Below are 21513 nucleotides of genomic sequence, written 5' to 3' on the forward strand. Positions count from 1 at the left end.
GGATTACGGGATATGACGCCGGGGCGGTCAACGGTCCAGCACCGAAGCCATGCCGGCGATGCTGTCGTCCATCGAGGCTGCCTCGAACATGTCCTGCTGCAGAAAAGCCGCCATCTCCGGCTGCAGGCGGATGGCCTCGTCCAGCGCCGGGTCCGAACCGCTCATGTAGGCACCCACCTGCACCAGGTCGCGGCTCTTCTGGTAGCGCGAATACACCGCCCGAAAGCGCCGCGCCAGGTCGAAGTGGCCGCGCGACACGACGTTGTGCATCACCCGCGATGCGGACTGCTCAATGTCGATGGCGGGGAAATGCCCCGTTTCGGCCAGCGCGCGCGACAGCACGATGTGGCCGTCCAGAATGGCACGGGCCGCATCGGCGATCGGGTCCTGCTGGTCGTCCCCTTCCGACAGCACGGTGTAGAAGGCCGTGATCGAGCCCACGCCGTGCAGGCCGTTGCCGCTGCGTTCCACCAGCTGCGGCAGCTTGGCAAAGCACGATGGCGGGTAACCCTTAGTAGCGGGCGGCTCGCCAATGGCCAGCGCAATCTCGCGCTGGGCCATGGCGTAGCGCGTGAGCGAATCCATGAGCAGCAGCACATGCTTGCCCTTGTCGCGAAAGTGCTCGGCCACCGCCGTGGCATAGGCCGCGCCCTGCATGCGCAGCAGCGGCGGCGCATCTGCCGGGGCTGCCACCACCACCGAACGGGCCCGGCCTTCTTCGCCCAGGATGTCCTCGACGAATTCCTTGACTTCGCGCCCCCGCTCGCCGATCAGCCCCACCACGATCACGTCGGCGCGGGTGTAGCGGGCCATCATGCCCAGCAGCACGCTCTTGCCCACGCCCGAGCCGGCAAACAGCCCCAGGCGCTGGCCGCGCCCCACGGTCAGCAGCGCGTTGATGGCGCGCACGCCGGTGTCCAGCGACTCGCGCACGGGGTCGCGGTCCATCGCGTTGATCTGGCGGCGGCCCATGGGCTCAGCCACCACGTCCTGCACGGGCCCGCCGTGGTCCAGTGGCAAACCTTGCGAATCCACCACGCGCCCGAGCAGGCCCTCGCCCATCGGCAGGCGCAGGACGCCGGCGCGCTGGATGGCCCGGGCAGGCTCGCCCAGGCGCGGAATCGGTATGTACGGTGCTGCAGGCACCACGCTCGCGCCGCTGGAGAGCCCATGGATATCGCCCGCAGGCATCAAGAACGCGCGGTCGGCAGAAAAGCCCACCACCTCGGCCAGCACAGGCTCGGCCCCCGGCATCTGCACCATGCACTGCGACCCCACCGGCACGCGGATGCCCACGGCCTCCAGCACCAGGCCGGTCAGCCGCGTCAGCGTGCCGCGGGTTTCCAGGGGCGCTGGCTCGGCCACGCGCTCGCGCGCATCGTCGATGAAACGCGTCCAGTCAGAGGGCGATTCAACGGTCATCGCCGCCGTCCTCTTCCTGCCAGGGCGACTGCAGGCCCAGCGCCGCAATGGCGCGCTGCCAGCGTTTGTCCAGGCTGCCGTCCACCACCGTGCCTGCCGACTCCACCAGGCAGCCACCCGGCGCCACAGCGGCGTCTGCCACCCACTGAACGCCAGGCCCATCCATCTCTGCGCGCAGCGGCTGCGCCAGGGATTCCATGTCGGCAGGGTTCAGCCGGACCATGGCGGGCCGGCCTTCGGCAACCAGCATGTTGACGGCTTCGCGCACCACCGGCTGCAGCGTGTTCGGGTTGACCGACAGCTCCTGGCGCACCACCTGGCGTGCAATGTCGCAGGCCAGCTCCAGCAGTTGCTGCGCCATCACCTGCTGCATGTCGATCAGGCTTGCATCGAAGGTCTGCATCGTGGCCTGCAGCCGCTGCGCGGCGTCTGCACCCTGCTGGGCGATGTAGTCGTCCATGCGCCGCTGCCACTCCAGACCAGTTTCGGCCTGGCCCTGGGCAAAACCTTCGGCGTAGGCATCGTCGCAGGCCTGTTGAACCAGCGCTTGCTGGGCCGCTTCGTCCACTTCGGGGGGGAGTTCAGGGACCGCCTCGGCGGGCTCGGGCTCGACCAGGTCGGAGCCATCCACAGCGCCGAACTTCCATTGGACGAAGTCGCCCACCTCTTCGCTGGGGATGAAGCGGGAGTACGAGCGGCTAGACGAATGCATCATCACCACCGCCTCCGATCACGATCTGGCCTTCGTCGGACAGGCGACGCACGGTCTTCAGGATTTCCTTTTGCTGCGCCTCGACCTCGGACAGGCGCATCGGGCCGCGCGACTCCAGGTCTTCGCGCATGGCCTCGGACGCACGGGACGACATGTTGGACAGAAACTTCTCGCGCAGCTCGGGCACTGCGCCCTTGAGCGCCACGATGAGCGTCTCGGACGCCACTTCCTTGAGCACCGTCTGGATCGCCTTGTCGTCGAGCTTGAGCACGTCGTCGAACACGAACATCTTGTCCATGATCTTCTGGGCGAGGTCCGGGTCGTAGCCGCGGATCGACTCCAGCACCACGGCATCCATGTTGCCGCCCAGCAGGTTGATGATCTCGGCCGCGGCCTTGACGCCGCCCAGCGAGCTCTTGCGGATCTTGTCGCCGCCGGCCAGCACCTTGAACAGCACCTCGTTGAGGTCCTTGAGCGCCGTGGGCTGGATGCCCTCCAGCGTGGCCACGCGCAGCAGGATTTCGCTGCGCTGACGGTCCGTGAGGTGCATGAGGATGCCGGATGCCTGGTCGCTGTCGAGGTGCACCAGGATGGCCGCCACGATCTGCGGATGCTCGTTGCGCAGCAACTCGGCAACAGACAGCGGGTCCATCCATTTCAGGCTTTCGATGCCCGAAACATCTCCGCCCTGCAGGATACGGTCGATCAGCAGGCCCGCCTTGTCGTCGCCCAGCGCGCGCTTGAGCACGGCCCGCACATAGTTGCCGGTGTCGGACACCAGCAGGCTCTGCGCAGACGCGGCGTTGGAAAACTTGTTGATGACCTGGTCGACCTTCTCGCGCGACACCGACCGCATGCGGGCGATGGTCTCGCCCAGCTTTTGCACTTCCTTGGGCGAGAAGTGCTTGAAAACCTCGGCAGCCTCTTCTTCGCCGAGGGACATCAGCATGATGGCGGCGTCGTTGAGTCCTTGCTCGTCCATGGTGGTCGTCCGGAATAGGTAGTTTTAGGCAGGGTCGCCGTTGAGCCAGGACTTCAGGATGTTGGCAACGGCCACAGGATTTTCCTTGGCCAGCACACGGGCATCGTCCAGGCGCAGCTGCTCGGGCGTCGCAGGGAGCACCTCGTCCTTCTTGTTGGGCGCAGGCAGTGCGGCCCGCTCGGGGGTTTCCGACTCCAGGGCATCGAGCTGGGCACCCGCCGCGGTGACGGGCTGCGGCTTGGCGGAAGCGCCGCCCTTCAGGGCAGGCCGCACCAGACCCAGCAGCACGAGGGCTGCGAACAGCACCGCACCCACCGGCCAGGCAAAGGTCTTGGCCAGGTCCATCACCTCCGGCTGCTTCCACAGCGGCACGTCGTTCGAGGGGGTGGCATCGACCTGGAACGGAGTGTTCATGAGGTTGACCGAGTCCCCGCGCTCCTTGTTGAAGCCGATGGTCTCGCGCACCAGCGCCGTCATCTGCTCCAACTGCTCGGGCGTCAGCGCCTTGGTGATGGGCTTGCCCTTGTCTTCGCCCGTCTGGTAGTTCACCACCACGGCGGCGCTCAGGCGCTTGACGTTGCCGGTGCTCCCACGGGTGACGCGCACGGTCTTGTCCACCTCGAAGTTCGTGGTCGACTCGCGCTTGCTGGTCTGCTCTTCGGTGCCCTGCTGGCTGTTGCCGGCTGTGGGTGCGGGGTTGGCGCCATTGACAGGGGCCGTGGTCGGGGCCGGGGGCTGGTTCGACACGGCACCGGGCACGCCCGTGGCGGTCTTGTTCGCGCTGCCCTTGCTCTCGAGCACCTGCTGGCTGCGGATGGCGGTGGAGTCCGGGGTCTGGTTGGGGCGGAATTGTTCCGACGTGGACTCGGTCTGCGTGAAGTCCACCTCGGCCGTGACCTGGGCCTTCACGTTGTTGCGGCCCACCACGGGCTCCAGGATGTCCATGATGCGGCGGGTGTACTGCTGCTCCAGCTGCTGCACGTGCAGCAGGTGCTGCGCGTTCACTTCGGTACCGGTGCCGCCGTCGGGCGACTGCGACAGCAGCTTGCCGGTGTCGTCGAGCACGCTCACGGCGGAGGGCGACAGCTCGGGCACGCTGGACGCCACCAGGTGCACGATGCCCGCCAGTTGCGCGCGGTCCAGGATGCGGCCGGGGTGCAGGCTGACCAGCACGGACGCCGATGGCTTTTGCTGCTCGCGGAAGAAACCATTCTGATTGGGCAGCGCCAGATGCACGCGGGCACCCTGCACCGACGACAAGGCCTGGATGGAACGGGTCAGTTCGCCCTCCAGCCCGCGCTGGAAGTTCAGGCGTTCCTGGAACTGGGTCATGCCGAACTTGCTGGACTCCATGAGCTCGAAGCCCGTCACCGAGCCCTTGGGCAGGCCCTGGGTGGCCAGGCGCAGGCGCACGTCGTGCACACGGTCGGAGGGAATCAGGATGGCGCCGCCGCCATCCGCGTACTTGTAGGGCACGTTCATCTGCGACAGCTGGGCGACGATGGCGCCGCCATCCTTGTCGCTCAGGTTGGCAAACAGCACGCGGTAGTCAGGCTGGCGACCGAGCACGATCGCCGCGATGGCCGCCACCACCAGCAGCGCCACACCCACACCCAGCCGCATGCGCTTGGCTCTGTCCAGGGTGGACAGCCGCTGCAGCAAGTTCGGGCTGGCGGGGGAATTGAGGGGTATTTCAGCAACTGCAGACATCTTGCGTTCCAGTAAGGAAGGCCCGACGAGGGACCAAAGCGTGGGGTCGATTATTCGGTCCCGCCTCCAAAATGTTCGCTGAATAAGCCGCCCGTTTGGCCATCAATTCAAAGCGATGGGTCCCGGCGCGATGGCTAGGATACGCAGCATACCCCTATTCCCCACGGAACCACAGCCATGGACCTTCGCATCTCCAGCTCTACCGCCCCCCTGACGGGCGCAGGCGTGGCGCGCCGTGCTGCAGCGCCGCAAAACGACGCCAACGACGTGGGGTTCTCCGGTGCCCTCAAGGGCGCGCTGCAGTCCGTCAGCGCCGCACAGAACAAATCGTCCAACCTGCAGACCGAAGTGCAGATGGAAAACCCCTCCGTCAGCCTGGAAGAGACCATGGTCGCCATCCAGAAGGCGCAGATCGGCTTCCAGGCCACGCTGCATGTGCGCAACCGGATGGTGCAGGCGTATACCGACATCATGAACATGCAGGTATAGCAGGGGCACGCCCCTGAGGCGCTGCGCGCCTTCCCCTCGCTCTCACAGCGCTGCGCGCTGTGGGCAAGGGGACGATGCCCTCGCTGCGGGGCGGCCCTTGCTGGGCATCTCTCGCCTGGGGCGCGCCGGTATCGAACCGTGGGGGCCTACTCCTGATTTCGTAGCTGCTTGCGCTGGTTGGATAAGCGCTGCGGTCACTTTTTACCTCCCAAAATACACGCCACGCTCTTGGTATCGGGGACTTCGTTGCCCGTGGAGCCTTCGCGCCAGGAGTCAGGAGCCAATCGCTCTTAATTTGATAGCTGCTTGCGCTTGATAGACAAGCGGTAGCACCCTATTTGGCCCATGAAAAAGCCGACCTCGTAGGGTCGGCTTTGTCTTGGACGTCAGCGCAGGGCTCAGTGCATCATCTGCGGCTGGCCTTCGAACAGGTGTTCGAACTGGGCCAGCCAGGGTTCTGCCAGGCAGCGGATCTGGGCATCGTTGCGCAGGATGCGCTGCATGATGCGGCTCTTTTCGCGGCGGTGTTCGGGGAGCAGCTCGTGCTCTTGCGACTTGAAGCGCAGTTGCTCGATCAGCACAGCGCAGGCGCCTTCGTAGCGCACCACGCCATCCCAGTCCTTGAGCCTGGCGGCTTCCAGCATCTTGGCGCTGCTGTCTTCAATCGCCTTGTAGTAATCAATCAGCATGTGGGACATGACTCAAGCCTCCACCAGCACAGGCTGGCCAGCGGCAGAAGAATAGGCAGATGGCGCGTTGGTGGCGCCGGTTTTCTTGATCTCGTTCCAGCCCTGGGCCACGGGTTCGATCAAACGCATCACTTCCAGCATGATGGCGTCGTCGTTGCGGGCATTGGCCAGAATCAGGCGGCGCATGCAGTAGTCATACAGCGCACCGAGGTTTTCGGCCAGTTCGCCGCCGTCCACCTTGTCGAGCGACGTGCTCAAACCCTCTTCGAGGATGCGAACGGCCTTGCCGATGGCGTTGACCTTGCCCAGCACATCGCCGCGGGCCAGGGACCCGCGCGCGGTGGCGATGGAGTTGAGGACACCTTCATACAGCAGGCTGACCAGCTGGTGCTGGTCCATCGTGTGCATGCTGGTTTCCACATTGATGCGCTGATAAGCGTTGGCTGCACGAGGGCTGTAGGCGCTGAACATGCTGGCAATCCTTCCGAGGTATTACTTAAGTTATCGGCCTGCGCCAGAAAAACTGAAGCCTCTTTAACCCGTCGATTTGTTCCAGGCGGCCACCTGCTGCGAGATATAGGTGTTCAGGCCGTTCAAGCTGCTCAGCTGGGTATCGAGCGCGTTGTAGCGCCGCGTGATCCGCTTCTCGAATGAGTCGACTTTCTCCGCCACGCGGGTCTGGTCCTGCGAATTGCGCTTGAGGTTCAGCTGCAGCGTGTCGTCCTTGGATTTGAAGAAACCATCGTTGGACAGCAGGTTGGTGGTCAGGGCCTTCAACTGCACGGCGATGCCATCGGCCTTGCCGCCGCCGGTGCTGCGAAACAGGTCCTTCACGTCGTCCGGCTTTTCGGTCAACGCCTTGTTCAGCTTGGCGGTGTCCACCGCCAGATTGCCGCCCAGCTGCTGGGTGATGCCCACATCGGCCAGGCGCTGGAAGGCGCCGCCACCCGAGGTGACGGACTGGATCGCATTGCGCAGCGAGTTCTGCAGCGCCACCGCGGTCGAGTCGCCTTGCAGCAAACCGGCCGACTTGGTCTTGGCGTCGTACTTGGTCGCGTCCTGCAGTAGTTCGTTGATGGCGTTGTAGGCCTTCACGAACCCGTCGATGTTCGACTGGATCGCAGACTGGTCCTTGCCCACCGCGATCTCGATCGGTGCGGTGGTGACCTGCTCGGCCTTGAAGGTCACGCCGGACACGGTGGATGCAAACGTGTTCGTCGCGGACGACACGGCAATGCCGTTCACGGTCGCCTTGGCGTTGGCGGCCACCTGCGTCACGGTGGAGCCCGCCACCAGGCGCGACAGCCCGGAGGCGTCGGTGTTGCCTGCGCTCTGCGGATCGGTGTCCGCGCCCTCCGTCACGCTCAGGCGAAAACCGAATTCTTCGCCCGTGCTCTTGCTGCGCAGCAGCAAACGCTCGCCCGAAGCATCCGACAGGATGGACGCGGTCACACCCGCATTGGAGCCATTGATCTTGCTGGCCACATCAGAGAGCTTGTCGCTGGCGCTGACGGTGATGTCCACCGGCTGGCCGGCGCCGGGCGTGAAGGACGCCGGGGAGACGCTCCACTTGCCCAGTTCAAGCCGCAACGTGCCTGCGCCCAGGGCGCCGCCCACCGGCAGCAGCGCCGCCGAGGCTGTAGCCTGCGCCTTGGCCAGGCTTTGCACTTCCACGCTGAACGTGGTGGGCAAAGTGCCGCCGACGGCGGTGGCCGATACAAATTTGGAGTCAGACGATGTGGTGGAGACACCGTTCCAGCCGGTGACGCTGGTGAGCTTGCTCGCGGCGTCCTGCAGCGTGGACACCATCGACTTGATCTGCCCGTAGGCGGAAATCTTGGTCTTGACCGTGGCGGCCTCGACACCCAGCTTGGTCAGCGGCGCTTTTTCCAGTTCGACCAACTTGGAAATGATGTCTTTGACATTAAGTCCGTTCGTGCCGACACCTACGGATGAAATCGTGGCCATAACAACCTCCTGAACTGGTCCAACGGAAATTATGGCGCCGAATGGTCGCCAGCATCGTCCGTATTCACACCAGGAAACCCGTCTTATCCAGCGGTCCTGGCACCCGCTGGCTTACAGAGCCCGCTGGCGGCACCACCATCTGCCGCCAAAAAGCCAAATGGCGGCGACAGAAATCTGCCGCCGCCTGGTCCTGCCGGAGCGCTGCAACGCCCCGGCCGCCTTACCCGCCGCTTAACGCAGCAGGGCCAACACACCTTGTGGCAGCTGGTTGGCCTGGGCCACCATCGCCGTACCAGCTTGTTGCAGGATCTGCGAGCGCGACAGGTTGGCTGTTTCTGCGGCGAAGTCGGCATCCAGGATGCGGCTGCGCGAAGAAGACAGGTTTTCCGAGGTCACTTGCAGGTTGCTGATCGAGGTTTCGAAGCGCGATTGCAGAGCACCGAGCTTGGCACGCTCACCGTTGATGAAGGACAGGGCGGAGTCCACCGTCTTCAGGGCGTTGGTCGCGTTGCCGAACGTGGTCACGTCCAGGTTGGCCACCGTTTGCAGCGACGAGCCGCCGGCGTCCAGCTGGTTGCTGGCGGAGGTCAGGGCGAACGACTTTTCCGAGTCCAGGGTGATGTAGCCACCGGTGGAGACGTTTTCTGCCGTGGTGTCGGCGGTCAGCGTGCGGGCCGTGCCGTTGCTGGCGCCGGCAGCGTCGTAGCCCGTGACCGTCACGGCGGCAGCGTTGGCGTTGGCGGTGTCGCCGACCACGATGTCATTGCCGGTGGCGTTGGTCAGGATCACTTGCGTGCCGTCCGAGCTCAGCGAGGCGTTGATACCGGTCTTGGCGGTCTGGTCGTTGATGGCGGACACAGCGGCGGACAGGCGGTCGGTGCCGGTGGCGGAGGTCAGCGTGAACGACACGGTGCGGGCGGCACCGGCGTTGTCGCCTTCCAGCGTCAGCGAGTAGGAGCCGGCCGATGCCATGCCGCCCAGGCGCACTTCGGTACGGGCCGTGGCGGTCACGCCGGTGGTGGCCTTGATACCGTTGATCTGGTCGGCCGTGGCCTTGGCAGTGGCGCTCGACGCCACGGTCAGGCTGCCGGTGCCCAGGTAGCCGCTGATGGACACAGCGCCGCTGGTCACACCGTTGTTCACGGCGGTGGTGCCGCTGGCAGGGGCTTGTGCGCCGATGCCGGAGCCGTTAGAGGCGACGTTCTGGTTGTTACCGTAGACGCTGGTGCGCAGGTTGCCGGTGGCAGCCACGATGGTCTGGTTGGCGTTGGCGCCCACTTGGAACTGTTGCGTACCGAACGAGCCGTCCAGCAGCTTGGCGCCGTTGAATTCGGTGGTTTGCGAGATGCGGTCCAGTTCGGAGACCAGCTGGCCGACTTCCTGTTGCAGGGCTTGGCGGTCGCCGGCGCTGTTGGAAGCGTTGGCCGACTGCACAGCCAGTTCACGCACACGTTGCAGGATGTCGCCGGAAGCCTTCAGTGCGCCTTCAGCGGTTTGCGCCAGGGAGATACCGTCGTTGGCGTTGCGAACCGCTTGGTTCAGGCCGCGGATCTGGCTGGTGAAACGCTCGGAAATCGCCAGGCCAGCAGCGTCGTCCTTGGCGCTGTTGATGCGCAGGCCCGAGGACAGGCGTTGGATGGACGTGTTCAGCGACGTTTGGCTGGTGCCCAGGTTGCGCTGAGCGGTGAGCGAGGCGATGTTGGTATTGATGGTGGAAGCCATTGCAAATCTCCAGAAAGAACTGACTGAATATGGCGTTGCCGCCGGCCGGGGTTGCCAGCACCACGCTGGCCTCCTGGGTTCGCCAGCGCTTTTGCTACCTGGTGAACGGCGGGCCGCTTACGGACCGTTGCAAATGTTTTCGGGTTCCCGCCGGAAAACTTGAGGGTCAAACGCACAAGTTGTGCGACTTTTTTGCCGCTTATCTCCCCAACGCCAAAAAGTGGCATCTCCACAATTCGTCCATCGTTCCCCCATTGACAGCCGGACGGGTGCGCTTGAACCGGCAAACAGATCCGTCTTGCGACGTTAAGGAGTTTCGCCATGGCAGCAACCATCAATACCAACATCAGCTCGCTCACAGCACAGCGCAATCTGGGCACCAGCCAGGCCTCGCTGAACACCGCCATCCAACGCCTCTCGTCGGGCCTGCGCATCAACAGCGCCAAGGACGACGCCGCGGGCCTGGCCATTTCCGAGCGCTTCACCAGCCAGATCCGTGGCCTGAACCAGGCTGTTCGCAATGCGAACGACGGGATTTCCCTGGCCCAGGTGGCCGAAGGCGCCATGGGCTCCGCCGGCAACATCCTGCAGCGGGTGCGTGAACTGGCTGTGCAATCGGCCAACGCGTCCAACAGCGCCGGCGACCGCCAGGCCCTGCAACAGGAAGTCGGCCAATTGGTGGCAGAACTTGACCGTATTTCGCAAACCACCGAGTTCAACGGCCAGAAATTGCTGGACGGCACCTTTGGTACGCAGCAGTTCCAGGTCGGCGCCAACGCCAACCAGACCATCGTGGCGGCCACGGCCAATCTGCGCACCAGTGTGTACGGCAACAACCAGAACGTCGCCTCCAACGGCTCCGGCATCGGCGCGCAGGCTGCCGTCAGCGGCACCACGGCCGTCTCCAACGGCGTGACCAGCGGCGCTGTGTCCATCAGCGGCTACCTGGGCACCGGCACCATGACGGTGGCATCGAACGCCACGGCCAAGGCCACGGCCGACCAGATCAACTCCCTGCAATCCACGACCGGCGTCACCGCCACGGCCCGCACCGAAGTGCGCCTGGCCGGCATGGCATCGGCCGGCTCGTACTCACTGACGCTCGAAGGCGACAACGTGGGCGCCTCCCGCACCGTGTCCTTCACGCTGACGTCTGCCACCGGCACCGACCGCCTGTCGCCCGCGGTGTCGGCCATCAACGAGCAATCGGCCAAGACCGGCATCAACGCCTCGCTGAGCTCGGACGGCACGCAGATCATCCTGACCAACGCCACCGGCAACGACATCGTGATCGGCGACACCCTGAACGCCAATGCGGCAGCGGTGACCGTGACCGGCTACGACGCTGCAGGCGCCAGCAACGGCACGGCCCGCACGCTGGCCGCCGACACCACGGCAGAAAACGTCTCCACCGGTGGCTACATCACCCTGGACTCGGAAAAGTCGTTCGCCCTGACGTCGACCAGCAACCAGCTGGACAACGGCGGCTCGTCGCTGCACACGGTGGCCAACCTCGATGTGACCACGTTCACCAACGCGACCGACGCCCTGAAGACCGTGGACTCCGCGCTGGCCTTCATCAGCGGTGAGCGTGCCAAGCTCGGCGCCATGCAGTCCCGCTTCGAGACCAGCATTGCCAGCCTGCAGATCACGTCCGAGAACCTCTCCGCCTCGCGCTCGCGCATCCAGGATGCCGACTTCGCGGCCGAAACCGCCAACCTGTCGCGCGCCCAGATCCTGCAACAGGCCGGCACCGCCATGGTGGCCCAGGCCAACCAGATCCCGCAGGGCGTGCTCTCGCTGCTCAAGTAAGCCCCCCCGCTGGTGGTGGACCGATGACGACGACAAAGGGGCCCCGACGGGCCCCTTTGCCTTGGTGCATGGCACACTGCCGCATTGACGCCCCTTTGCCCGGAGATCGGCCGCAACGTGCAACCCAAACACACCGAACAGGACGACGCCCGCCTGCATGCGGCGCTCACCGCCGCTGACTGGCCCCTCCTCACCCGCCTGTGCCGCCAGGCGCTGCGCAAGAACGGGCGACACCTCACCGCGCACCGCCTGCTGGGCTTCTCGCTGAACAAAGAGCGCGATTTCGATGGCGCGCTCAAGGCCTACAAGCAGGCGCGGATCTACTGGCCGGACGATGCCGAACTGCTCGTCAACTACGCCAACATCCTGATCGAGCACGCCTACAACATCGATGCCCTGCCGCTGCTGGAGAAGGTGTGCGCCCTGCGCCCCCTGCAGGCCATTGCCTGGATCAAGCTGGCCGAGTGCTGCTACCTGATCAACCTGCACGACAAGGGCTTTGCCGCCAGCCAGGAAGCCGCCAAGCTGGCGGACACGCTCCACGACCAGGTGGCGGCCCTGATGCAAAGCGCCATCCACCGGCGCGAACTGGGCCAGGTGCGCGAGGCCGTGCACGACTGCGAAAAAGCCATCGCGCTGCGCCCCAACGACCCGGGCAACTACACCAACCGGCTGCTGTTCATGCTGGCGGACCCCCAGGTGGATGCGTCCCAGTTGTCGGTGGCGGCACGCCACTTCGGCAGCGTGTTCGAGCCCCCGCTGCGGCCCGAGTGGCCCCATTTCGACGCGCACCGCGGCCCGCCGTGGCGGCGCCTCAAGATCGGGTTCCTGTCGCCCGACTTCCGGGTGCATGCGGTGATGTACTCGGTGGAAGGCCTGCTCGCACAGCTCGACCGCCGGCAGTTCGAGGTCTATGCCTTCTTCCTGTTCCCCCGGTCCGACCATGTCACGGACCGCGTGGAGCGCCATGTCGATCATTTCGTGCGGCTGGCCGGGTTCACGCCGGAGCAGCAGGCGAAGGCCATCCACGCGCACGGCATCGACATCCTGATCGACCTGGCCGGCCACACCGGCAACAACGGGCTGCTGGCCCTGGCGCACAAGCCGGCACCGGTGCAGGTGTCGTGGCTGGGGTTTCCGGCCACGACCGGCCTGGAGGCCGTGGACTACAAATTCTCCGACGAGATCACCGACCCGCCCGGAGCCGAGGCGCAGTACACCGAGCACCTGTACCGGCTGCCGACGTTGTTCGCGTGCTATCGGCCCATGAGCCGCAACCCCCTGTGGCGCTACCAGCCGCGCTACCAGGTGCGCACCTCGCCCGCGGTGGGCAACGGCTTTGTCACCTTCGGCAGCTGCAACAACCTGGGCAAGCTCACGGACGAGGTGCTGGCGCTGTGGGGCAGGATTCTTGCGGCCGTGCCTGATTCCCGATTGCTGATCGAAGGCAAGAACCTGGACCGCCCCGAGTTCGCGCAGGCCTACCGCGACCGGTGCGAGCGGCTGGGCCTGCCCCCGGCGCGCGTAGACCTGGTGGCGCTCAGCCACGACAACCAGTACCTCACCTACCACCGCATCGACATTGCGCTGGACCCGTTTCCGCTGACGGGCGGCACCACCACCTTCGACGTGCTGTGGATGGGCGTGCCCATCGTCTCCATGGTGGGCGAGAGCTTCAAGAGCCGCATGGGCGTGGGCATGCTCACCTACCTGGGCCGCACCGAGTGGCTGGCCGAGACGCCCGACGACTACGTGCGCATCGCGGCGGGCCTGGCGGCCGACGTGCCCGCGCTCAACAACCTGCGGCTCAACCTGCGTGGCGAGACGGAGAACTCACCCCTGATGCGCGAGGACCTGTACAACCAGCTCTTCGGCGAGGGCCTGCGGGTGATGTGGCTGCAGTGGCTGGCCCGGGCCGAACACCCGGACGACCCCGAGGCGCAGGAGCAGGCCATCCAGGCCTGGGTGCAGCAATACCCGCCGGAATGGACGCAGCCCCCGGTGCCCGGCGTGGGCCTGAAGCCCGGCCAGCGGGTGAGCCTGCACGAAGCCCACCAGCTCCTGCAGGACCTGGTGGAAAAGGCCAAGGCAACGCCGGCCGCATCGTCGGCCTCACCCTCCCCGGCCGGGGCACCGGCGCAAGCGGTCATGGGCAGCCACTGGGTGGCCGTGACCGAGCTGGCAGAGCTGGTGCTGAGCGCCGTGCCGCACGACCCCGTGGCCCTGGCCTGCCTGGCCGAGGTGGAACATGCCCACGGACACACCGAGTTTGCGGTGACCTACCTGCAGCACGCCACGCAGGCGATGGGGATGGGCGTCACGGCCGGCTGACGCGCGCTGGCGTGTCAGAGCCGGAAGATGTCCTGCAGTGCGTCGCGCCGGGTGGGCTTGAAGCTCACCTTGCCGGCCTGTGCCGGGTACACCGTGCAATGCCCCGGCGTGTCGGTATTCACGAGGCTCGTGCCCTGCGACAGCACCGTGGCATCGCCCACCTGGCAGCCCCCGATGATGGCGGTGCCGGGGTACATGACGACGCCCTCTCCCAGCACCGGCGCCACACCGTGGTTCTTGCCCACCGTGGAGTTCTGATAGATCACCAGGTAGTTGCCGTAGGTGGCCTTGGCAAAGACGATGCCGACGGAATGGCCGATGAAGAACACCGGCGGCAGCTCGATTTCATAAAAGAGATCGATGCCGTTCAGCGCCTTGTTCAGCAAGAAGAGCCGCGTGGGCGTGTCGGCGTTGCCGGTGCTGCGCCAGATGGTGTGCGCCAGAAAGTACAGAAAGCTGCAGTACTGCGTGGAGTGCAGCGGGTCGAAGCAGTCCTGCCGCCAGGGCCGCACGGCATTGATGCACGTGTGCAGCCGGTGCAGCGCCTCGTCCAGGTGCGCATCGATGTCCGGGCGCGGGTCGAAGTCGTCGGGCAGGGTGTTGTGCAGTTGCTGCACCACGTAGCGCAGCAACCGGTCGCGGTCCATCCGCAAGATGTCCATGGTGGGTCTCCCAAGGCGGTGCGCCGCAACCGCTCAGTCAGTCAGTTATCCAGTCATTCATTCAGGCCGCGGGCAGCTGCAATTGCATGTACACGAGGCTGGCCGGCGCGCCGACCGCCGCAGGGTCTTCGTTCCAGTCCACGCCACCCGGCACGGTGGTCGCGACGATGGGCACGCGCTGGTATTCCTGAAAACCCACCTTGCGGTAGAACTCGACCGCCGGGTTGTCCGAGCGCACCCGCACGGCCAGGGTCTGCAACCCCAACGCGTCGCGGGCCCAGCGCATCAGCACCAGCAGCGAGGCCTTCATCAACCCCGGGGGCGACGCCCCGCCGCTCACGATGGCATCGGCTTCGCCATAGCCCCGCTGCCAGTCGATGAAGCCCAGGCCCACATGCCCCACGCGCTCGCCGTCCAGCGTTTCCACCATGAACAGCATCTTGCCGGGGTTGTCATGGACGGCTCCCGCCAGCCAGGCCGCCGTGCGCTCGGGGGTGGAAACGAATTCGGTCAGGAAGGATTTGACATGGCGATTGCGCCAGTCGGTCAGGAGTTGCGCGTCGAGGGCGTCGGTGTGTCCGGGGACGGTGGCAATGGGCCGCACGACCGCCGCCAGCGGCTGCCCCACCGGCAGCACCAGGCCGGGCTCGCCAGCGCGGGCCGTCTGCTTGATCGCTGCGAAAAGCTGCTGTCCAGGAGTTGGTGCTTGCATGGCCGCCCCCCGTTCGTCAGATTTGCTCGAAGTAGCGGCGCACCTGCTCGGCCACGGCGTCCACCGTGTCCAGCGACATGCGCGAGTGCAGGGGCAGCGAGAGAATGCCTTTGCCCACGCTGTCCGTCACCGACAGGTCGCCCGCGCGGCAGTCCTTCCACAGCGAGAACCAGTGCCCCGGCTGCCAGTGGATGCCCGTGTCGGCGCCGTTGGCCTTCAGAAAGTCGCGCAGCGCATCGCGGTGCTCCGCCGGCACGCGGATGTAGTACAGGAAGGGGTTCACATCGGCAAAGTCGGTTGCCGGCGTGCGCACCTGTGCGATGCCCTGCAGCTTTTCGTTGTAGCGGCGCGATGCCGCCTGGCGGCTCGACTTGATCACGTCGAGCTTGCCCAGCTGGGCCAGGCCGATCGCGGCGTGCATGTTGAGCATGTGGTAGCGAAAGCCCACCCGCTCGACGTCGAAAGTCCAGGCGCGTTTGTTCTGGTACATCACCTCGGCGGGTTGCTGCATGCCGAGCAGGCGCAGTTCGTGCACGCGGCGCAATTCCTCTTCGGTGCGCACGACGACGGTGCCGCCGTCCAGGCAAGTCACGGTCTTGACCGGGTCGTGGCTGAACACGCAAATGTCCGAAAAGCTGCCGACCATGCGGCCTTTGTAGCTGGAGCCGAACGAGTGGGCCGCATCGTGGATGACGCGCAGCTTGTGGCGCTCGGCAAACGCGGCAATCTCCTCGTGGTTGCTGATGATGCAGTCGTAGTCCATCACGATGATGGCCTTGGTGCGCGGGCCCACCAGGGACTCGGCCTTGGCGAGGTCCAGCTCGAGCGTGTCGTCGGTGCAGTCGCAGAACACGATGTCCGCCCCCACCCAGGTGATGGCCTGGTAGTCGGCCGAGCAGTTGAAGGCCGACACGATCACCTCGTCGCCCGGGCCCACGCCCGCCAGCAGCAGCGCGATGTGCAGGCCTGCCGTGCCGGTGCTGACCGCGGCCACATGGCGGTCCGGCGCCTGCAGGATCTCTTTCACCTTCTTTTCAAAGCCGGACACATAGCTGCCCATGCCGAGCCATCCCAGCTCCAGCGACTCTCGGCTGGCATCGATTTCTTCCTGTTCGATCAAGGGCTTGAACATTGGGATCATGGTGGTCTCCTTCGGTTGTGTACGGTTCAGATGGGCGTGGCGGGTGCGTTGCTTTGCGTCGCGGATGCGTAGGGAGCGCGTGAGGCGGCTACCAGACTTCCAGGCGGGGAACGGCCGTGACGAACTGCCCTCCCCATCCCCGTATGTCGCTCAGCTGCGCGCTGACTTCGTCCCGCAGGTTCCACGGCAGGATCAGCACGCGCTGGGGCCGGTGGGCGTGCAGGTGCGCCTCGCTCACCACCGGGATGCGGCTGCCGGGCAGGTACTGGCCTTGCTTGGCGGGGTTCTTGTCCACCACGTAGGGCAGCAGGTCGGGCCGCACGCCCGCAAAGTTGAGCAGGGTGTTGCCCTTGGCGGCTGCGCCATAGGCCCCAACGGTGATGCCGTCCGCCTGGCATTGCAATAAAAAAGTGAGCAGCTCGCGCTTGATGCGCAAGGCCTGGGCCTGGAAATTGCCATAAAAATCGGCGCCCAGCATGCCCGCAGCGGCCTCGTCGGCCAGCAACTGCCGCACGTGGCTGGCGCCGTCGGCCGTGGCGTGCGGGTGGCTGGTTGCATCGGCCCGGCCCGCGAACACGCGCAGGCTGCCGCCGTGGGTGGGCAGCTCCTGCACGTCCAGCACCGCCAGGCCGTTGGCCGCGAAGATGCGCTGCACGGCGGTGAGCGACAGGTACGAGTAGTGCTCGTGGTAGGCGGTGTCGAACTGGCAGCCCTGCACCATGCGCAGCAGGTGCGGAAACTCGAACGTGGCCACGCCGTGGGGCTTGAGCAGCCGCGCAAAGCCGCCCACGAAGTCGTTGATGTCCGGCACGTGCGCCAGAACGTTGTTGGCGGCGATCAGGTCGGCCTGGCGGCCGGCAGCCACCAGCTCGTCGGCCAGGGCCACGCCAAAGAAGCGCTCGACCACCTCGATACCCTTGGCGCGGGCGGCAGCCGCCGTGCTGGCCGTGGGCTCCACGCCGTAGCAGGGGATGCCCGCGGCCTGCACGTACTGCAGCAGGTAGCCGTCGTTCGAGGCGACCTCGACAACGCAGCTGTCGGCATTCAGCGCCAGGCGCTCGCGCATCGCAACGACGTACGCGCTGGCGTGGGCCAGCCAGGACGACGAGAACGAGCTGAAGTACGCGTAGTCGTCGGTGAACAGCGCCTCGCGCCCGGCGTGGTCTTCGGTCTGCACCAGCCAGCACGTCTCGCACACCAGCAGGCGCAGGGGGAACCAGGTTTCGGGCGCGCGCAGGGCGGCCTCGGGCAGGTAGGCGTTGGACGGGGGCGCGCTGCCCAGGTCCAGGAACGGCAGTTGCAGCGGGCTGCCGCAGTGTCGGCACTTCACAGGCGCACTCCTTCGAATTCGGGGCCGGGCCCGTCGGTCAGCCAGGGCTGGCCCGCGTCGCGCGGCGACAGGCCCACGGGCGGCAAGGGCCAGGCGATGGCCAGGCGCGGGTCCAGCGGGTTCAGGCCCGCCTCGGCCCCCTGCACATGGGCGGCCGAGTGGCAGTACAGCAGCTCGGCCTGGTCGGTCAGGGCCTGAAAGCCGTGCGCAAAGCCCGGGGGTATGAGCAGCGCCGTGCCGTTGTCGGCCGACAGGCGCTCGGCATGCCACTGCAAGAAGGTGGGCGAGCCGTGGCGCAGGTCCACGGCCACGTCCAGCACTTCGCCGCGCAGGCAGGTGACGAGCTTCATCTCGGCATGCGGCGGGCGCTGGTAGTGCAGACCGCGCACGGTGCCGGCCCGCGCGGTATGGCTGTGGTTGATCTGCGCGATGGGTTGCGTCCAGCCGGCGGCGGCCAGCTCGTCCGCGCAGAACAGGCGGACGAAGAAGCCGCGCTCGTCGGCCAGCGGCTGCCGCTCTATGCGGAACAGCCCGGCCAGGGGCAAGGGAGTGCGGACTAGGCGGCTCACGCCTGGGCCTCCCAGGCGGCGATGTCGGCCAGGCACAGCGTGCGGGCATCGGCGCCGCCGTGCTGCTGGCGGTACCAGTTCATGGTGCGGGCCACCGAGGTGGTCAGCGCCCAGCGCGGGGCCACGCCCAGGGCTTGGCGGGCGTGGGCGGTTTCCAGCGCCAGCCAGCCGGCCTCGTGCGGGCCGTCACTATCATTTTCGTAGCTTACGGCGCTTGCTGGATAAGCACCAGAGGCCATTTCGATCACATTTTTGACGCTGGCCGCCTCGTGCGGCAGCGGCCCGAAGTTGTAGGGGCCCGCCAGCGACGGGGCATCCCACAGGCGCTGCGCCAGCCGCAGGTACGCGGCCAGGGGTTCCAGCACGTGCTGCCAGGGGCGGGTGGCCTCGGGGCGGCGGATGTGCAGCGTCTCGCCCTTTTCCCAGGCGCGCACGGCGTCGGGCAGCAGGCGGTCCTGCGCCCAGTCGCCGCCGCCGATCACGTTGCCCGCCCGGGCCGTGGCCACGGCCACGCCCTGCGGCGCCAAAAAGGCGTCGCGGTAGCTGGCGGTGACCAGTTCGGCCGCGGCCTTGCTGGCGCTGTAGGGGTCGTGCCCGCCCAGCGGGTCGTCTTCGCGGTAGGGGTAGGCCCATTCGCGGTTGCGGTAGACCTTGTCGGTGGTGACGACCAGGGCCACGCGCGCCTCGGGCAGGCCGCGCAGGGCATCGAGCACGTGGGCCGTGCCCATGATGTTGGTGCCAAAGGTGGCCAGCGGGTCGGCATAGCCGGGCCGCACCAGCGCCTGCGCGGCCAGGTGCAGCACCACGTCGGGCCGCGCGGCGCGGATGCGCATCGCCAGGGCCTGGGGGTTGCACACGTCGCAGAAATGGCTGTCCATGCCCTCGTCCACCTGCGCCAGCGTGAACAGGTTGGGGTCGGCCGGGGGCGGCAGGGCCACGCCGGTGACCTGGGCGCCCAAGCGCTGCAGCCACAGGGCCAGCCATGCGCCCTTGAAGCCGGTGTGGCCCGTGAGCAACACGCGCTTGCCGCGCCAGAAGTCGGGATCAGGACGCATGGTGCTGCTGCCTTGTGGTGGTTGTCGTCGTCCGGACTGCCGCCATCACCAGCGCTTCCAGGGCGCCTGGCCGCTTTGCCACAGGTCTTCGAGCAGGTTTTTCTCGCGCAGAGTGTCCATGGGCTGCCAAAAGCCGTGGTGCTCATAGGCCATCAGCTCGCCGTCGCGCGCCAGGGTGTCCATGGGCTCGGCCTCCCAGGGGGTGGCGTCGCCCTCGATGCGGCTGAGCACCCGGGGGGACAGCACGAAGAACCCGCCGTTGATCCAGCCGCCGTCGCCCCGGGGTTTTTCAACGAAGCCTTCGACCCTGTCGCCGTCGCGCATCAGCGCGCCATAGCGGCCGGGGGGCAGCACGGCGGTGACGGTGGCCAGCTTGCCGTGCGCGCGGTGAAAGGCGAACTGGGCGGGCATGTCGATGTCGGCCACGCCGTCGCCGTAGGTGAAGCAGAAGGGCTCGTTGGGCTCGAGGTATTCACCCACGCGCTTGAGGCGCCCGCCGGTCAGCGTGCTTTCGCCGGTGTCCACCAGGGTCACGCGCCAGGGCTCGGCGTGGCGGTGGTGCACTTCCATGCGGTTGTTGGCCATGTCGAAGGTCACGTCGGACATGTGCAGGAAGTAGTTGGCGAAGTATTCCTTGATGACGTAGCCTTTGTAGCCCAGGCAGATGATGAAGTCGTTGACGCCATGGGCGGCATACATCTTCATGATGTGCCAAAGGATGGGCCGCCCACCGATCTCGATCATGGGCTTGGGACGCAGGTGCGACTCTTCCGAGATGCGGGTTCCCAGCCCCCCCGCGAGCAGTACGGCTTTCATGCCCGCAGCATAGTGCAGCCCCCGCAGCATCAAAAGGCCCTGTGGGTGCGCAAAAGCGCCCCAAATGCAGCGATTGATGCCGGCCGCCGGGAGCGGCTCCGGTCGTGTTTTCCACCAAATGCTATTAAAAATATAGCTATCTGCGCTTGCCTATCGCGCGGCAGAGGCCGTTTTCATTCAATTTCGGGGGCTGCTGCCGTTGCGCCGATGCCTCGTCGCGGGCTCAGCGGGTCTGCAGATCCTCTGCTTCTCAAGTGTTGCCGCCATTCCCGGCTGCACCCGAAGTCCGCACGCGGGTCGCAGGGGGCTGGCAGCGGGTCGCGGCCTGTCGCTCTGGCGCCATTTGCCCAAGAAGCGCTGTGATGTCCGCTCTCTTGACGCCATTTGGCACTCTTCAATCCGATACATTTGCAGTAACCTTCGGTAAGCTGCATTGCCAGCAGCCGTGCCCAACCCGCCGTTCCCGGCCTCATTGCAGTTGCCGCCCAACACGTCCAAAGCATGTTTGTCATCATCGGTTACGTCGTCTGCCTCGGCTGCATCTTCGGCGTGTACATCGTGCACGGGGGGAACATCAGCGTGATCCTGAAGGCGCTGCCCTTCGAGATCATCACCATCCTGGGCGGCGCCCTGGGCGCCTTCGTGGTGAACAACCAGCCCAAGGTGATCAAGGCCACCATGGCCGCGCTGCCGATGGCGCTCAAGGGCTCCAAGTACACGAAAGAGCGGTACATGGAGCTCATGGCGATGCTCTATGACATCCTGCAGAAGGCCCGCAAGGAAGGCCTGATGGCGATCGAAAAGGATGTCGAGGCGCCCCACGAGTCCGAGATCTTCAAGAAATACCCCACGGTGGGCAGCGACCACCACGTGATCGAGTTCACCACCGACTACCTGCGCATGATGGTGTCTGGCAACCTCAACTCCCACGAGATCGAGGCGCTGATGGACAGCGAGATCGACACCCACCACCAGGAGGCGCACGCCCCCGTGGCCGCGCTGGCCCGCCTGGCCGGCGCCCTGCCCGCCTTTGGCATCGTGGCCGCCGTGCTGGGCGTGGTGAACACCATGGGCTCGGTGGGCCAGCCGCCGTCGGTGCTGGGCGGCATGATCGGCTCGGCGCTGGTGGGCACGTTCCTCGGGATCTTGCTGGCCTACGGTGTGGTCGAGCCCCTGGGCGGCCTGGTCGAGCAAAAGACCGAAGACGCGGCCAAGGAGCTGCAGTGCATCAAGTCCACCCTGCTGGCCAGCATGCAGGGCTACAACCCGGCCACCGCCATCGAGTTCGGCCGCAAGGTGCTGTTCTCCAACGTCCGCCCCAGCTTCTCCGAGCTGGAGGGGCATGTGAAAGGCAAGAAGTAGCGGGAGCGGCACGCTCCCTCCCCTGATTC

At 66.2% G+C, this 21513-nt stretch carries 19 protein-coding genes; 4 read left to right on the plus strand and 15 right to left on the minus strand.

Annotated features, from left to right (window positions below; all coding sequences use genetic code 11):
• Positions 1–27 precede the first annotated feature (27 nt).
• From fliI to fliF, 4 genes are read right to left on the minus strand one after another with little or no spacing between them, the layout of a single operon-like run.
• Positions 28–1422, minus strand: a complete 1395-nt coding sequence (fliI, locus tag ACSQ3N_RS23075) for a flagellar protein export ATPase FliI (protein ID WP_056172941.1) — start codon at positions 1420–1422, stop codon at positions 28–30.
• Positions 1412–2137, minus strand: a complete 726-nt coding sequence (locus ACSQ3N_RS23080) for a FliH/SctL family protein (RefSeq protein WP_082517117.1) — start codon at positions 2135–2137, stop codon at positions 1412–1414. Before ACSQ3N_RS23080 ends, fliI begins: the two co-directional genes overlap by 11 nt.
• Positions 2121–3116 carry a flagellar motor switch protein FliG gene (gene fliG / locus ACSQ3N_RS23085; protein ID WP_056172936.1) on the minus strand — a complete coding sequence of 332 codons (996 nt, stop codon included), beginning with the start codon at positions 3114–3116 and terminating at the stop codon, positions 2121–2123. Before fliG ends, ACSQ3N_RS23080 begins: the two co-directional genes overlap by 17 nt.
• A gap of 24 nt (positions 3117–3140) precedes the next feature.
• Positions 3141–4826 (minus strand): flagellar basal-body MS-ring/collar protein FliF, encoded by a 1686-nt coding sequence (fliF, locus tag ACSQ3N_RS23090; protein WP_056172934.1) that lies wholly within the window; start codon positions 4824–4826, stop codon positions 3141–3143.
• A 177-nt stretch (positions 4827–5003) separates the two neighbouring features.
• On the opposite strand from fliF, the gene fliE reads away from it, so the two are divergent.
• On the plus strand, positions 5004–5315 hold the full coding sequence (gene fliE, locus ACSQ3N_RS23095; protein ID WP_010466044.1) for a flagellar hook-basal body complex protein FliE: 312 nt from the start codon (positions 5004–5006) through the stop codon (positions 5313–5315).
• Positions 5316–5713: 398 nt separating this feature from the next.
• On the opposite strand, the gene ACSQ3N_RS23100 is transcribed toward fliE, so the two are convergent.
• From ACSQ3N_RS23100 to ACSQ3N_RS23115, 4 genes are all read right to left on the minus strand, one after another.
• On the minus strand, positions 5714–6013 hold the full coding sequence (locus ACSQ3N_RS23100; RefSeq protein ID WP_056172931.1) for a flagellar protein FliT: 300 nt from the start codon (positions 6011–6013) through the stop codon (positions 5714–5716).
• Between the two features lie 3 nt (positions 6014–6016).
• Complete coding sequence (gene fliS / locus ACSQ3N_RS23105) at positions 6017–6475, minus strand: flagellar export chaperone FliS (protein WP_056172928.1); 459 nt, start codon at positions 6473–6475, stop codon at positions 6017–6019.
• Between the two features lie 63 nt (positions 6476–6538).
• Positions 6539–7972, minus strand: a complete 1434-nt coding sequence (gene fliD, locus ACSQ3N_RS23110) for a flagellar filament capping protein FliD (protein ID WP_056172924.1) — start codon at positions 7970–7972, stop codon at positions 6539–6541.
• Between the two features lie 231 nt (positions 7973–8203).
• A complete protein-coding gene (locus ACSQ3N_RS23115; protein ID WP_056172922.1) occupies positions 8204–9694 on the minus strand; it encodes a flagellin in 1491 nt (496 codons plus the stop codon).
• 321 nt (positions 9695–10015) lie between these two features.
• Here ACSQ3N_RS23115 and ACSQ3N_RS23120 point away from each other — a divergent pair, with 321 nt between their 5' ends.
• A complete protein-coding gene (locus ACSQ3N_RS23120) occupies positions 10016–11506 on the plus strand; it encodes a flagellin (protein ID WP_436147563.1) in 1491 nt (496 codons plus the stop codon).
• 117 nt (positions 11507–11623) lie between these two features.
• A complete protein-coding gene (locus ACSQ3N_RS23125; protein ID WP_056173058.1) occupies positions 11624–13837 on the plus strand; it encodes an O-linked N-acetylglucosamine transferase family protein in 2214 nt (737 codons plus the stop codon).
• A gap of 14 nt (positions 13838–13851) precedes the next feature.
• On the opposite strand, the gene ACSQ3N_RS23130 is transcribed toward ACSQ3N_RS23125, so the two are convergent.
• The 7 genes from ACSQ3N_RS23130 to rfbF all read right to left on the minus strand — a co-directional run bounded on the left by ACSQ3N_RS23130 (position 13852) and on the right by rfbF (position 20122).
• A complete protein-coding gene (locus ACSQ3N_RS23130) occupies positions 13852–14499 on the minus strand; it encodes a hypothetical protein (protein WP_056172915.1) in 648 nt (215 codons plus the stop codon).
• Between the two features lie 61 nt (positions 14500–14560).
• Positions 14561–15211 carry a GNAT family N-acetyltransferase gene (locus tag ACSQ3N_RS23135; RefSeq protein WP_056172912.1) on the minus strand — a complete coding sequence of 217 codons (651 nt, stop codon included), beginning with the start codon at positions 15209–15211 and terminating at the stop codon, positions 14561–14563.
• Positions 15212–15227: 16 nt separating this feature from the next.
• Positions 15228–16352: a DegT/DnrJ/EryC1/StrS family aminotransferase gene (locus tag ACSQ3N_RS23140; RefSeq protein WP_436147564.1), complete on the minus strand. Its 1125-nt coding sequence runs from the start codon at positions 16350–16352 to the stop codon at positions 15228–15230.
• Between the two features lie 88 nt (positions 16353–16440).
• A complete protein-coding gene (locus tag ACSQ3N_RS23145; protein ID WP_436147565.1) occupies positions 16441–17682 on the minus strand; it encodes a methyltransferase domain-containing protein in 1242 nt (413 codons plus the stop codon).
• A complete protein-coding gene (locus tag ACSQ3N_RS23150; RefSeq protein WP_436147566.1) occupies positions 17679–18251 on the minus strand; it encodes a dTDP-4-dehydrorhamnose 3,5-epimerase family protein in 573 nt (190 codons plus the stop codon). Before ACSQ3N_RS23150 ends, ACSQ3N_RS23145 begins: the two co-directional genes overlap by 4 nt.
• Positions 18248–19306: a CDP-glucose 4,6-dehydratase gene (gene rfbG, locus ACSQ3N_RS23155; protein ID WP_436147567.1), complete on the minus strand. Its 1059-nt coding sequence runs from the start codon at positions 19304–19306 to the stop codon at positions 18248–18250. The genes ACSQ3N_RS23150 and rfbG overlap by 4 nt, the downstream gene beginning before the upstream one ends.
• Positions 19307–19351: 45 nt before the next feature.
• A complete protein-coding gene (gene rfbF, locus ACSQ3N_RS23160) occupies positions 19352–20122 on the minus strand; it encodes a glucose-1-phosphate cytidylyltransferase (RefSeq protein WP_436147568.1) in 771 nt (256 codons plus the stop codon).
• Positions 20123–20623: 501 nt separating this feature from the next.
• Between rfbF and motA the strand changes: the two genes are divergently transcribed.
• The gene (gene motA, locus ACSQ3N_RS23165; RefSeq protein WP_056172898.1) at positions 20624–21484 is read left to right on the plus strand and encodes a flagellar motor stator protein MotA; all 861 of its coding nucleotides are present in this window, start codon (positions 20624–20626) and stop codon (positions 21482–21484) included.
• The last annotated feature ends 29 nt before the right edge of the window (positions 21485–21513 follow it).

It is taken from the genome of Acidovorax sp. LjRoot194 (assembly GCF_964253015.1).
In the GTDB taxonomy this organism is placed as follows: Bacteria; Pseudomonadota; Gammaproteobacteria; order Burkholderiales; family Burkholderiaceae_C; genus Acidovorax.